This window comes from Archangium sp., assembly GCF_057119385.1.
The window spans coordinates 65,591-78,268 of the sequence record NZ_DBNGVP010000236.1 but is presented as its reverse complement, the minus strand read 5'-3'; the positions used below and the strand labels follow the sequence as shown (position 1 = coordinate 78,268).

The following is a 12,678-nucleotide window of genomic DNA, read 5'->3' as shown; positions in this document are numbered from 1 at the left end:
AATCGTCCGCCCGCCACCTGCCCCTCGTCCCACGCCCGTGCTCTTCCCCGGGATTCACCCCGCTGGATGCTTGCAGTTGCAACGGAAGGTCAGGCCAGGGGCCGTCCGGTGGAGGCCTGCGCCATGCGCACCGCGCGCTCCATCAGCTCGCCCTGGGACCAGCGCTTCTCGCCCTCCAGTGCGCGGCGTTTCCACGTCCCGTCCGCGTCGAGCACCCAGGCGTGCGTGTTGTCCGCGAGGCTCCGGTCCAGCAAGTCCCTCACCTGGGCGAGCAGCTGCGGCTCCTCCACCGGGGTGAGCGCCTCCACCCGGTGGTCCAGGTTGCGGGGCATCAGGTCCGCCGAGCCGATGTAGCAGCGAATCCCACTCCCGCGCTCGAAGAGGTAGATGCGGGAGTGCTCGAGGAAGCGGCCGAGCGTGGAGACGACGCGGATGTTGTCCGAGACGCCGGGGACGTTGGGGCGCAGGCAGCAGATGCCGCGCACGTTGAGGTCCACCTTCACGCCGGCGCGCGAGGCGTCATAGAGGGCGCGGATCATCGCCGGGTCCACCAGCGCGTTCATCTTCATCTGGATGCGGGCGGGGCGCTCGGCGGAGTGCTCGGAGATGGTGCGGCGGATGTGCTCCAGCAGGCCCTCGCGCATGTTGATGGGGGCCACCAGCAGCTTGCGGAAGGACTTGGGGCGGGCGAAGCCGGTGAGGAAGTTGAAGAGGTCCGCCACGTCCGCGCCGATCTCCGGATCCGTGGTGAAGAGCCCCAGGTCCGTGTAGAGGCGGGCCGTCTTGGAGTTGTAGTTGCCGGTGCCCACGTGGACGTAGTGGCGCACGCGCTCGCCCTCGCGGCGGACGATGAGGATGGCCTTGGCGTGCGTCTTGAGGCCGGGGATGCCGTAGACGACGTGCACCCCCGCCTCCTCCAACGCCAGCGCCCACTGGATGTTGGTGCGCTCGTCGAAGCGCGCCTTGAGCTCCACCATGCACACCGCCTGCTTGCCCCGCTCGGTGGCGCGGATGAGCGCGGGCACCAGCGGCGACTTGTCCGAGGTGCGGTACACCGTCTGCTTGATGGCCAGCACGTCCGGATCCTCCACCGCCTCCGTGACGAAGCGCTCCACCGAGGTGGCGAAGGACTCGTACGGGTGGTGGACGAGCAGATCCCCCCGCCGCATGGCCGACAGCACCGTGCTCACCTCGCCGCTGTCGCTCTCGGCCCTCAGGCGCGGCTGGGTGACGGGCGTCCAGGGCGGATCCCTCAGCTCGGCGAAGCCCGGCGTGGACACCACCGACATCAGGTCCGTGTAGTCCAGCAGCCCCTGCTCCTCGTACACCTGGCGGGGCTCCAGCGCGAGCGCCTCCCTGAGCGGCTCGAGCATCTTGGGGCTCATCCCCGCCTGCACCTCCAGGCGGATGACGTCGCCGAAGCGGCGCTGGCGCAGCTCCGTCTGCACGGCCACCAGCAGATCCTCCGCGTCCTCGGACACGGTGAAGTCCGCGTCCCGGGTGACGCGGAACAGTCCCCGGTCCAACACCTCCATGCCGGGGAAGAGCGCGTCCAGGTGGTGGGCGATGATCTCCTCGAGCGGCACGAAGGTGGTGCCCCCCTTGAGCGGGACGAAGCGCGGCAGCAGCTCCTTGGGCACCTTCACCCGCGCCACGTTCTCCGTCTCCGTCACCGGATCCCTCAGCAGCACCGCGAGGCTCAGGGAGAGGTTGGAGATGTAGGGGAAGTGCCGGCCCAGGCCGATGGCCAGCGGGGTGAGCACGGGGAAGATCTGCTCGCGGAAGCGCTGCTCCAGCAGGGTGCGCGCCTCGGCGTCCAGCTCCTTCATGGAGAGGATGCGCAGGCCCTTCTCGGCGAGCGCGGGGCGCAGCTGGCGCTCGAAGCAGTCGCTGTGGCGCCGGCCCTGATCGAGGATGCGATCGTGCAGCTTGTCGAGCGTGTCGCCCGGGGTGGCCCCATCGGGCACCAGCCGGGCCACGCGGTTGCGCACCTGCTCGTGCAGGCGCGCCACGCGAATCATGAAGAACTCATCCAGGTTGCGCGCGTAGATGGCGCAGAACTTCACGCGCTCCATCAGCGGCACCGAGGCGTCCTCGGCCAGCTGGAGCACCCGGTTGTTGAAGGCGAGCCAGGACAGCTCCCGGTTGAAGAAGAGGCCGCTGTCGGGCACGTCCGTTCCGGGCGGGATGATGTCCCGCTCGACGGGCTTGGTGGGGTTGTTCCGGCTGGAGGAGGCGCGCTTGGGCATATCCGCTCTCGGGGTCGCGGGGGAGCGGTGTATCAGGCATGCGTGCGAGCCGCACCCGCTACAGGGCGGCGGTGTGCTCGTCGTGGCTCGACGGGGCCCAGCGGTGCGAGGGCGTCCGCCGGGGCGCCGGCTTCAGTCCCCGGAGCTCCATGGCGTAGGACTGCTCGGGGGAGCGCGCCTCCAGCAGCAGGGCCAGGCACTCCGCGTGGTCCGGCACGGACAGCACGCAGATGTCGGACCGGCTGCCGGCGCCGTCCCGCCGCACGACGGCCCAGCCCTCCAGCGGCAGCGGCTCCAGCATGTCCGCCCGCCACAGCACGTACTCGGTGGACAGGCCGAGGTGCTCCAGCGCGTGCTCGACCTCCAGGTGCTTCATCCACAGCACCGCCTCCCGCGCGCCGTGGGAGGCCTCGCGGGGGATGTCGATGAGCACCTCGAGACCACACTCGCCCTGGAACTCCCACCGGTAGCGGGGGCCCAGGCCATCCCCCTCGTCGTCGATGGCGAGCGGAGGCCCCAGGCGCTGCTCGAGCTCTGCCCTCGAGATGCTCAGGGTGCAGGCCCGGTGCTGCTTCCTGGAGAGGACCAGACGGTTCGTGGCGAGCGGCTTCATGGGGGTTCTCCTGTCGTGGAAGAGAAATCTGGTGCCGCTGCCGGGGAGCGCCAAGCGGGCAGGCTCGGGAACGTTCAGTTCAGCAAACGCGGCGGCGCCGTTCTGTTCACCCGTCGAGGGCCCACCGGAAATGGGATGACGTGTCCCACTTCTGGCAAGCGCGCGCGGCGGGAGGGGTCCCCACCCGGGCGGACTTTCTCGGTGCTGGCGCTGCTCGGCGGGGCCGCGGGCCTGCTGGTGGCGAACTGGGGCCTGGACGTGCTCGTGGCGCTGGGGCCCCGGGACATTCCGCGCCTGGAGCAACGTGCATGAGGGGTGATCTCAGAAGAATCCCTGGGTGTTACGACTGCGGGGGCGGACTGTCGAAGCCCCTGAGCACTTCCTCGGCCATCCGCCGGTATTGCGGCACGATCTCCACGGCTAGCACGTCGCGCATCTGCTGGCGCGCACCTTCAAGGTCGCCCGAGTCCCGGAGGCTCGTCATCCGGAACAGGGCACGTGTGAGCCGCTTCTGGCCGTCACGCAAGCGAGAAAGGATCATCCCCATGAGGGCTTCGGCACCATCCGGACTCTTGAGGGATTCTTCCGTCTCGGCCTCGCTGACGGCTGCCGTGGGGGCCATCCGGCGCAGAAGGGCGCGCACGTCGTCGGTGAGTTCCAGGGCGTGTCCCTGCTGAACGCGCTGGTAGAGGGCGGTGAGTTGCGGCCGGTCGTTCAGGTCCGGATTGATTTGCCCGGTTGCGCGTACCTCCGCCACCCCGGTCAGCTTCTCCAGGGCAATTTCGGCCTGCTCCCGGTAGAAGGGCACGACCTCTACGGCCAGCACGTCGCGCATGAGTTGCTGTGCCCCATTGAGATCCCCCGCGTCCCGTAGTTCGTAGGCCCGGATTCGAGCACGATTCAGCCGCGATGACCCGTCATGGATACGCCGCCGGACCTCCTGTAGCAGCGTCATAGCGGTGGACTGGCTGCGGAGAGCGCTCTCTGCATCCTCATCGCTAATGGCCACCTCGCGGGTGCTTCGCAGCAAAAGGGCGCGCGTTTCATCGGTGAGTTCCAGGGGCTTGCCTTGCTCCAAGACCCGTCTTGCCAGCGCCCAAATGGGGTCCCAATCCATCTGCCAGTCGGACATCTCCGCTCCTACCTCTTGCTCTTACGAGGCTCAGGGCTCTTACGAGGCTCAGGGCACATCGCTTCTGGCCATTTGTGCTGGCCCTCGCAATAGCGCATGCAGTCGTAACAGGGCCCTCCCCAGCCTTCGTCTTGGCAAAGGACGAAGTTCTTTATGCAGGTCTGCTTCCAATCTGGAAGGTCCTCGTTGTTCTCGAACTCCTCATCGTCGATTCTCAGAGAAATGTCCCGTAGGACCCGGAGCACGTCCGAGCGGCTGGCGGTGCAACTCTCCATCGCGGTCAACGGGTACTTCTTGATGCAGCAGTCAACCGTGGACTCTCCCGGTCGGCACGCGATGGCCGCTGCACAGCCCGAAACGAGCCCACCCACCAGCACGGCTACCCAGAGGCGTGGGGTGCAATTCAGGTTTTTCATGCCTCCAAGGCTAGGCCAGTCAACCAGGGACCGCCAGCCAGGGACAGGGCGTGACGGGCTGGCCGCCAGGCATCCGTTCTTGTTGGCACCCTTTCTGGTAGGTTGGTTCGCGCTATGCGGAACGTCTTACCTCCCCGGTCTGTCCTACTTGTCGTCGGCGCCTTCCGGCTCGCGGACGACGGCGAGGACGAGCCGGTGGAGGAGCTGAAGCGAGCGCTGGTGGAGCGGGGAGGGCAGGCCCCCGAGTGGTGGGTGCTGGGCTTCGGCGAGGGGCGGGACGTTCCTCCGGTGCGGGCCGACGCCGCTCTGGTGGTGCCCGCGCCCACGCCTTGATCACGAGGCGGCGGAGCCCGGCCGCCATTCCGGCCGCAGCAGCCCGTACAGCACCGCGTCCTGGCGCTCTCCGTTGAGGAAGTAGCGCTGCCGCTGGTAGCCCTCGCGCTGGAAGCCCAGGCCCTCGAGCACCTTCATGGAGCTCGTGTTGCGCGGATCCACGTCCGCCTCCAGCCGGTGCAGCTCGAGCGAGGTGAAGCCGAACTCCACCAACCGGGCCACCGCCTCGCGCCCGTAGCCGTGGCCCCAGTGCGCGTGGTTCAGCGCGTAGCCGAGATTCGCGCGCCGGTGCTGCTCGCTCAGGTCCGACAGGGTGCAGGTGCCGATGATCCGGTCGTCCTCGCGCCGGGCGAAGCCCCAATTGAAGAGCGAGCGCTCGGCGAAGAACGTGTGGATGTTGCCCAACAGCTTCTCCGCCTGCGCCCGCTCGGTGTACGCGGACCAGCTCCAGTAACGGGTCACCTCGGGATGGGAGAAGAGCTCGAAGAGCGCGGGGATGTCCGCCTCCGTCATCCAGCGCAGGCGCAGGCGGGGCGTCTCCAGGGTGGGCAGCGTCGAGGCACCGGTGAGCATGGTTCTCCCAGCTTGGAGCGCGTGCGGCTTCACGTGCACCCACACTCCGTTCTTCGCGCGGATGCTGGTGCCGATGTGCACCTGCGCTTCCCGCCCCGGGACGGCGGACACGTCGTAGCGCTGGGCGATGCGGGCGAGGATGTACTGCCCCTCCATCAACGAGAACTCCCTGCCGATGCACATCCGCTGGCCGGTGCCGAAGGGCAGCCACGCCTGCTTGTGCCGCCCCTCGGAGCGCTCCGGCGTGAAGCGATCCGGATCGAAGCGCCGCGGCTCCTCCCAGACGCCCGGGTGGCGGTGGATGAGGTGCGTGAAGACGACCACCATCTTCCCCGCCGGAATCTGCAAGCCGTCGATCTCGTCCGCCTCCGACGACGTGCGGGGAATCCAATACGAGGGCGAGTACAGCCGCAGCGCCTCCTGCAACACGTTGCGCGCGTAGCCGAGCTGGCGCAGAGCCGCGAAGCCGGGCACCCGCTGGCCCAGCACCTCCCGCACCTCCGTGCGCAACCGCTGGAAGGACTCCGGGTGGCGGGCCATGAGATGGAAGGCCCACGCCAGGCCCACGGCGGTGGTCTCGTACCCGGCGACGAAGAGCGACACCGCCTCGTCGCGCAGCTGCGCGTTGGTCATCCGCTCGCCCGATTCGCCATCCACCGCGTGCAGCAGCAGGGAGAGCAGGTTGTCCTCCTCGGCGCTCCGCCGGCCCCGCTCGATGACCCGGAGGACGACCTCGTCGATGTACCGGATCGCCTCCCGGTAGCGGGCGCGGCCCGGGACCGGCAGCCACTCGGGCAGGGAGTTCGTCACCATCCCCTGCATCATGTAGTCGATGATGTAGGCCAGCGCCTGGCCCACCCGCTGCGCCTCGTCCGTCTCCAACCCGCTGCCGAACATCGCCCGGACCATCACGTTCATGGTCATCTGGGAGAAGGCCTCGGCGATGTCGAAGGGCTCGCCCGTCCGGGCCGCCCGCTCCCAGCCCGCGAGGCTCTCGTCGATGGCCGCCACCATCTTCTCCGTCAGGGAGATCAGCCGCTGCTGGTGGAACGCGGGTTGGATCATCCGCCGCTGCCGCTTCCAGAAGTCCCCCTCGCTCACCGGCAGCCCGTTGCCCAGGAAGGTGCGCATCGACTCCCAGATGGCGCCGCCCTTGAAGTACTTGCGCGCGTGGTCCACCAGCACGTGCTGCGCATGCCGCGGGTGGCCCAGGATGATGGCGTCGGCGAAGCCGAGCTCCAGGGTGTAGATGTCACCATGGCGCTGGCGGGCCGCCTCCAGGAAGTCGAGCCGATCCTTCAGCAGCGCGGGCAGTGCGCCCAGGAGTGGAATGCCTGACACCCTCGGTGGAAGGGGAAGGGTGGGCTGCTTCAAGACAGCGGATCCGTCATGGCTCATGGAATGTCCCCCCGGGACTGCGTGCGTGCACCAACGTGGTGTGCCTGTATCTACCAGGGAATGGGTTTGCGGTTGCAGGGGCAGCGGCCAGTGGGCCCCCGGGAGGGAGCGTGGCGGCCCAGATTCCCTGCTTCATGCGCCCCACCGCGCGGGGCGCAACCTCCGCTGCATCTGGCGGAGCGTGGAGAAGGACATGGAGGGACTGGCGCGCCGCGTGCGGATGATCCGCGAGCAATATCTGCGGGGCCGCATCGAGTGGGCGGCGGTGACGGCCTTCCGGGCGCTCAAGCTGCGCGACTACGCGCGCATCGACTTCCGCGTGTCCAGCGCCACCTCAGTGGGGATTCAGCCCGAAGTGGGTCTTGATGCGCTCGGCGGGAGGGTTGCTGCCGGCCTCCTCGAGCACCTTGAGGCACCAACGCGCCGCGTCACCCACGTTGGGCGTGATGAAGTAGGGGGCATTGCGCGGCCGCACCTTGAGGAAGGTGGACATCATCACGCGCAGGAACGGTGAGGTGATGACCAGGGCGTGACCAAGCATCTGGGCATCGAGCAGGGATCCGTGCTGCTTGAGCCACTCCGCCTGACGGTGGCGGACGTCGGAGGAGAGCATGGGCGCGTTCCGCATGTCGAAGAGGGTGACGTGCTTCTCGGGGCGCTGCAGGTAGGTGAGCCGCTGCGCGAGGTATTCCTCGAAGTGCGCGAACGGGACGGGGCCTCGTATCTGGACGATGAGCAGGGGCCAGAAGGAGTCGTCCAAGCTGATGGGGGGGAACGCGGAGGTGTTCAAGTGGGGCGTCACAGCTTCCCATACCCTACTCGAACGTCGCCATTCGGAGCGAGCGCCCGCTCGTCGATGGACTTCTCCGGAGGGGCCACCCGGAAGGGCTTCTCCACCCAGTAATACGAGGCGAGCGCCGCGGCGAAGGCCATCATGACGCACAGCGGTGCCTCCCTCAGGGGGCCCCAGTCCAGCGTGCGGGTGGTGAGGAAGGGCTGCTGCCAGAGATAGAGGGAGTAGGAGATGCGTCCCAGGAAGCGGAGGGAGCGCGGCCGCAACCACGCGTGCGTCCCACCCAGCGCGCATCCCGCGACCAGCGCGGCGGCCAGGAGCCCCTGCACCAGCAGGAACACGGGCTTCATCGCGGTCATCTCCGCGTGGAGCGACCACAGCGTCAGCGCCACCAGACACACCACCGGCGAGCACCAGGCCACCAGCTTCTGGACGAGCCTCCTGCTCCGCTCCCCTCCATTCCACGCCAGCGCGAGCAGGCAGCCCAGGAGGAGCGAATCGAAGCGGAACCAGGGGCGGAGGTAGTAGATGCCCCGGTTGTAGTCGAGCACGTTCAGGGCGATCATCCCGCCCCGCACGAGGCTCACCCCGAGTACGCCCACGAGGCTGACCCATAGCGCCTTCCTCGGCCCGGCGAGCAGGAAGAGCAGGGGCCACACGGCGTAGAACTGCTCCTCCATGGACAACGACCACAGGTGGGCGTTGGTGTCTCCCCGGCCGAACACGTTGCGCAGGTGGACCAACGACGCCGCCATGCTCGACCAGGGAACGTCCGTGACCCAGCCCAGCTGGATGAGGATGGCGAGGACCAGCACGAACACCAGGAAGGCGGGCATGAGCCGGCGGATCCGGCGGACGTAGAAGGCGCCGAGCCGCACCGTCCCCGTCTCCGCGTGCTCGTGGCACAGCAGGTCCGTGATGAGGAAGCCGCTGAGGATGAAGAAGATCATGACCCCCATCGCGGCCAGGCTCCCGCCCCAGGCGCCACTTCGCAGGACGAACTGGGCCAGGTGTCCGATGACGACCAGCATCACGGACATCCCTCGAAGCCCGTCGAGCTCGGGGTAGTAGGGGCGCCTCCGGGGCCCGGTCGACGGACGCGGCTCCTGAGCGGTGCTCACGTTCATCTCCGTGGGGATGACGTGACCGGAGGAAGGCGAGGAGGCCATCCTCGCCTTTTCCCATGCCGGTTCACGCGCCATCAAGGCTCGTGCGGCCCGTGGCCCTCCGCCCGGGCAGCGGCCGAGCGGACTCCATACCCGAGCGCTTCGACCAGTGCGGAGCAGGCTCGAAGTCGCTCGACGGACTCGAAGAATGACCGCTCGGCAAGCCACACCTCTTCTGCCGGGAATGCCTTGGCGAGGGCTTCGTTGTGGAGATCACCCACGCAAGTCAGGGCCTCATGCTTGGGTCGCGAAATCTCGTCGAGGAGCTTCCGGTCCGCGGACCATGACTGAATGCGCAGCACATGTGCTTCGGAATCGTGGCGTTCCTGGCAGTACGCGAGAACTTCCTTCGTTGCCTGGTAGAGCCAGGACTCGATGCTGTAGCAGGGGGACAGAACGAGAAGACGCCCCAGCGCCATCTCGATCTGCTCGGCCGTCAGCGTGGGTCGCGGGCGCTGAGGGCCGAACCGTGGAGCCGGAACGTCACCGCGCAGGATGCGACGCACGCGCTCTCGGATGATCGTCTCGAACTTCTGGCGGTTCTCGCTGTTGTGGCGCTCGGCCCACACACGGTCGGTATCGAAGTGGAAGACAACGAATCCCGCCGGTTCCACCAGCCGGGTCGCGATCAATTCGAGAAGACGAATCGCCTCGATGGTCGGCGGCTGCTCCTTCCATTGATTGGCACGGACAGCGAGGAGCGCGCGTTCGTTCTCGGGGAGTGGTTCGAGCCGGATACGATTCGGATTCAGGTCGACGCTCGGATCGACGAGCTTGAGCGCCTCCTTCAAGAGCTTCTGGAGGGTTGGCTGGGCCTGCTCACCAGAGTCCTCGGTCAGCACGAGGATACGGGCACGGACTTCCATGACGTGTCACCAGAGGCCCTTGGTGAGCAAGATGTCCGAGACGCGCTGGATCCCTGTCTGGTACGCCGAGAAGAACGATTCGGCTTCCTCCTCGGTGGGATTGCGCCAGATGAGTTGTGGACCGGATTCACCGGTGGCTCGCTCGCAGAGGATGAAGGTTCGACGAACTTCGTCGGCGCTGTCGAATCGCAAGAAGTCGAGCAACAGTGGGTTCTGGCTCGTCAGGAAGGCCTGCCGGTCACCAATTTCGGTCAGACATGCCGAAATCCACTCGTGATGAAGGCCGTTCACGAGTTCGTCTGCGATGATGATGTCTCGTGAGGCGTCTGCGTGTGCGAAGAAGGTGAGCAAGCGCTTTTGACCGTAACTGAGCAGATCGTGGGAGACCTCCTCGCCAGGCCGTCTGAAGAAGAACCGGAGATTGCTCAGGCGTGCAATTTGCCGGCCTGGATCTGGGCTAAGGCGTTCGACATCGAATCGCGCGCTCGCGGATTCATAACCAAGCACATGCGCAGCACGCTCAAGAAACTCAAGCGAGAACGTTGCTGACATGTCTTCTGGTATGAGATTTGGGTCTATCGCATACATGGATCGGGGAGCGTCCCCGGTGTTGAAGATGACTCTTGAGCTGTCTTTAAGCCGCTCCTTCCTTAGTTCGAATTTGAGTAGCCTGTTGAATCGATCAAGGCTTTCGTCCATGCGGCCCGCGCTTTGAATTCGCGCCGACAGGAGCTTTCCCGCCAAATCTTTTGATGCAGGGTCGTTTCTGTCTCTGCTCAATGCCAGAGATAACGCTGAAATAGGTGATACAAAATTACGCTGCTGTATTCGGCTCTGTTTGCCGGCGAATTCGAGCACAACTTCATTTGCGAGTACTTGGGCTTTCGCGACGACCGCACCGTCCTTTTCAATGACGATTGAGTTGGTTTGTTGGATGCTGGAGAGTTCTTCTCTCTCCGGACGACCCGGCTCAAGGCCAAGGGTCGGCTCATCGATTCGTGTCCTCACAAGCGTGTGCTCAAATTCGAGCGCTGCGCTAGAGACGCGGTAGCTCAAATCCAGTACGTCATCCCTGAGCGCTTCTTCTGGGGCGCCGACTGCCGTTGACAACAAACGAAGCAGCGTCGTCTTCCCGGCCGCGTTCTTGCCGAGTAGCACGTTGAGACCAGGACGGAACTCGAGTGTGGTCGGAGCAACGTTCCGAAACTTCTTGATCGAGAGCTTCGTCAGCTTGTTCATCGTCCAGTCCTGCACCAGAGCGCCACGAGGAACGGCGCGGCTTCAGGACCGGAACACACACATCCAGGCAGGTCAAGGACGCTGACGTCTGAAGGTCACGAGCCGCATAAGGGTGAGCCCGCGGCCATGTCGTGGCGGAAACAGCATCTGAGCGCGCGGAGCGCTCTCGCCCGGAAGCCTGGGGCGGCGGATTTCAGTGCCGCCGCCCCCATGCCTTCTGACCGTGCCTACGCCGTGGCGGCGCGCACGACCCGGAGCAGCTCGCCCGAGTCGATGAGCTCGCAGACGGCCTCGATGTCGCGGTGGAGCTCCCGGTCCTTCTCCATGGTGGGCACGCGGCTGCGCACCAGCTCGTGCGCGGCGCGGGGGCCCCGGCCCGCCTTCACCGGCAGCCGGAAGTCCAGCGCCTGGCTCGCCACCAGGATCTCAATCGCCAGGCACGTGCGCGTGAAGTCCGCCACCTGCCGGCCCTTCAGCGCCGCCGTCATGCCCATGGACACGTGATCCTCCCGGCCCGCCGAGGACGGAATCGAGTCCACCGAGGCCGGGTGGCACAGCACGCGCGACTCGGCCACCAGCGCCGCGCTCGTCACCTGGGCGATCATGAAGCCCGAGTTCAGCCCCGAGTTCTTCGCCAGGAACGGCGGCAGGTTGGACAGCGCCGGGTTCACCAGCTGCTCCACGCGCCGCTCGCTGATCGAGGACAGCTGCGTCAGCGCCATCGCCGCCACGTCCATGGCCAGCGAGATGGGCTGCCCGTGGAAGTTGCCGCCCGACACGATTCGGTTGCCCTCCACGAAGACCAGCGGGTTGTCCGTGGCGCTGTTCACCTCGACCTCGAGAATCCGCCGCGCGAAGGCGAGCCCCTCGCGGGCCGCGCCGTGCACCTGCGGCATGCAGCGCAGCGAGTACGGGTCCTGCACCTTGCTGCAGTGGACGTGCGTCTCCACCAGATCGCTTCCCGCCAGCAGCGTCAGCAGGTGGGCCGCGCAGGCCTTCTGGCCCTCGTGCGGACGCACCTCCTGGATCTCCGGGATGAAGGGCTTGTGGCTGCCCAGCAGGCCCTCGAGCGTCATGGAGCCGGCGATGTCCGCCACCGTGGCGAGCGACTCGGCGCGCAGCTGGAGCAGGGTGCCCACGGCGCACATGGCCTGCGTGCCATTCACGAGCGCCAGGCCCTCCTTGGCCTCCAGCACCACCGGCTTCAGCCCGGCGCGCTCCAGCGCCTGGCGGGCCGGCATCCGCTGGCCCTGGTAGAAGGCCTCGCCCTCGCCGATGAACACCAGCGCCAGGTGCGCCAGCGGCGCCAGGTCTCCCGAGGCACCCACGCTGCCGCGCTCGGGCACCACCGGCACCACGTCCTTGTTCAGCATGTCCAGCGCCAGCTGCAGCGTCTCCAGGCGGATGCCCGAGAAGCCCTTGGCCAGCACGTTGCACCGCAGCAGCAGCAGGGCGCGCGCCTCGGGCAGGGGCATGGGGGTGCCCACGCCCGCGGCGTGCGAGAGGATCAGGTTGCGCTGCAGCTCGCGCAGATCCTTCTTGTCGATGCGCACCTCGGCCAGGGTGCCGAAGCCGGTGTTGATGCCGTAGGCGGGCGTGTCCCCGGCGGCCACCCGGTCCACCAGGTCTCGCGAGGCCTTGACGCAGGCCTCGGACTCGGGCGTGAGCTGGACGATCGCCTCGTTGCGGGCAACCAGCAGGATCTCCTCCAGCCGGAGGGTGTCACCATCGATGAGAAGGCGGGGGCGGTACATGTCGGGGGCTCCAGGCTACGGGGGCGGCGATACGGGGCCCTATATCCCAACAGGTGGCGGCGTGCAGCCCGTCCGCTCAGGGAGCTTTTGACAGCCGGGGGGCCACCTCACTAGCTTGACGCGCCGTTCCAGGAGGAACCAGCCAA

11 protein-coding genes are annotated in these 12,678 nt (G+C 67.1%); 2 read left to right on the top strand and 9 right to left on the bottom strand.

The annotated features are described in order from the left end of the window. Positions 1 to 89 precede the first annotated feature (89 nt). Complete coding sequence (gene ppk1 / locus AC16DP_RS51850; protein WP_329732265.1) at positions 90 to 2,249, bottom strand: polyphosphate kinase 1; 2,160 nt, start codon at positions 2,247 to 2,249, stop codon at positions 90 to 92. A 58-nt stretch (positions 2,250 to 2,307) separates the two neighbouring features. Continuing rightward, positions 2,308 to 2,862 carry a hypothetical protein gene (locus AC16DP_RS51845; RefSeq protein ID WP_329732266.1) on the bottom strand — a complete coding sequence of 185 codons (555 nt, stop codon included), beginning with the start codon at positions 2,860 to 2,862 and terminating at the stop codon, positions 2,308 to 2,310. A 135-nt stretch (positions 2,863 to 2,997) separates the two neighbouring features. Here AC16DP_RS51845 and AC16DP_RS51840 point away from each other — a divergent pair, with 135 nt between their 5' ends. Further along, a complete protein-coding gene (locus tag AC16DP_RS51840; RefSeq protein ID WP_329732267.1) occupies positions 2,998 to 3,174 on the top strand; it encodes a hypothetical protein in 177 nt (58 codons plus the stop codon). A 28-nt stretch (positions 3,175 to 3,202) separates the two neighbouring features. Here AC16DP_RS51840 and AC16DP_RS51835 read toward each other — a convergent pair whose 3' ends face one another. Then, positions 3,203 to 3,994, bottom strand: a complete 792-nt coding sequence (locus tag AC16DP_RS51835; RefSeq protein WP_329732268.1) for a DUSAM domain-containing protein — start codon at positions 3,992 to 3,994, stop codon at positions 3,203 to 3,205. 530 nt (positions 3,995 to 4,524) lie between these two features. Between AC16DP_RS51835 and AC16DP_RS51830 the strand changes: the two genes are divergently transcribed. Then, entirely contained in the window at positions 4,525 to 4,743 is a 219-nt protein-coding gene (locus AC16DP_RS51830) for a hypothetical protein (protein WP_329732269.1), read from the top strand. On the opposite strand, the gene AC16DP_RS51825 is transcribed toward AC16DP_RS51830, so the two are convergent. From AC16DP_RS51825 to hutH, 6 genes are all read right to left on the bottom strand, one after another. Continuing rightward, positions 4,744 to 6,714, bottom strand: a complete 1,971-nt coding sequence (locus AC16DP_RS51825) for a cytochrome P450 (RefSeq protein ID WP_329732270.1) — start codon at positions 6,712 to 6,714, stop codon at positions 4,744 to 4,746. Positions 6,715 to 7,048: 334 nt separating this feature from the next. After that, a complete protein-coding gene (locus tag AC16DP_RS51820) occupies positions 7,049 to 7,504 on the bottom strand; it encodes a hypothetical protein (protein ID WP_329732271.1) in 456 nt (151 codons plus the stop codon). Positions 7,505 to 7,512: 8 nt separating this feature from the next. Continuing rightward, entirely contained in the window at positions 7,513 to 8,676 is a 1,164-nt protein-coding gene (locus AC16DP_RS51815) for an acyltransferase family protein (protein WP_329732272.1), read from the bottom strand. A gap of 32 nt (positions 8,677 to 8,708) precedes the next feature. Then, the gene (locus AC16DP_RS51810; RefSeq protein WP_329732273.1) at positions 8,709 to 9,539 is read right to left on the bottom strand and encodes a hypothetical protein; all 831 of its coding nucleotides are present in this window, start codon (positions 9,537 to 9,539) and stop codon (positions 8,709 to 8,711) included. A gap of 6 nt (positions 9,540 to 9,545) precedes the next feature. After that, the gene (locus AC16DP_RS51805; protein ID WP_329732274.1) at positions 9,546 to 10,778 is read right to left on the bottom strand and encodes an AAA family ATPase; all 1,233 of its coding nucleotides are present in this window, start codon (positions 10,776 to 10,778) and stop codon (positions 9,546 to 9,548) included. A 227-nt stretch (positions 10,779 to 11,005) separates the two neighbouring features. Continuing rightward, on the bottom strand, positions 11,006 to 12,532 hold the full coding sequence (hutH, locus tag AC16DP_RS51800) for a histidine ammonia-lyase (RefSeq protein WP_329732275.1): 1,527 nt from the start codon (positions 12,530 to 12,532) through the stop codon (positions 11,006 to 11,008). Positions 12,533 to 12,678 lie beyond the last annotated feature (146 nt).

Coding starts and splice junctions, on each gene's coding strand:
- ppk1 (WP_329732265.1), bottom strand. CDS start 2,249: ATGCCCAAGCGCGCCTCCTCCAGCCGGAACAACCCCACCAAGCCCGTC.
- AC16DP_RS51845 (WP_329732266.1), bottom strand. CDS start 2,862: ATGAAGCCGCTCGCCACGAACCGTCTGGTCCTCTCCAGGAAGCAGCAC.
- AC16DP_RS51840 (WP_329732267.1), top strand. CDS start 2,998: ATGACGTGTCCCACTTCTGGCAAGCGCGCGCGGCGGGAGGGGTCCCCA.
- AC16DP_RS51835 (WP_329732268.1), bottom strand. CDS start 3,994: ATGTCCGACTGGCAGATGGATTGGGACCCCATTTGGGCGCTGGCAAGA.
- AC16DP_RS51830 (WP_329732269.1), top strand. CDS start 4,525: ATGCGGAACGTCTTACCTCCCCGGTCTGTCCTACTTGTCGTCGGCGCC.
- AC16DP_RS51825 (WP_329732270.1), bottom strand. CDS start 6,714: ATGAGCCATGACGGATCCGCTGTCTTGAAGCAGCCCACCCTTCCCCTT.
- AC16DP_RS51815 (WP_329732272.1), bottom strand. CDS start 8,676: ATGGCCTCCTCGCCTTCCTCCGGTCACGTCATCCCCACGGAGATGAAC.
- AC16DP_RS51810 (WP_329732273.1), bottom strand. CDS start 9,539: ATGGAAGTCCGTGCCCGTATCCTCGTGCTGACCGAGGACTCTGGTGAG.
- AC16DP_RS51805 (WP_329732274.1), bottom strand. CDS start 10,778: ATGAACAAGCTGACGAAGCTCTCGATCAAGAAGTTTCGGAACGTTGCT.
- hutH (WP_329732275.1), bottom strand. CDS start 12,532: ATGTACCGCCCCCGCCTTCTCATCGATGGTGACACCCTCCGGCTGGAG.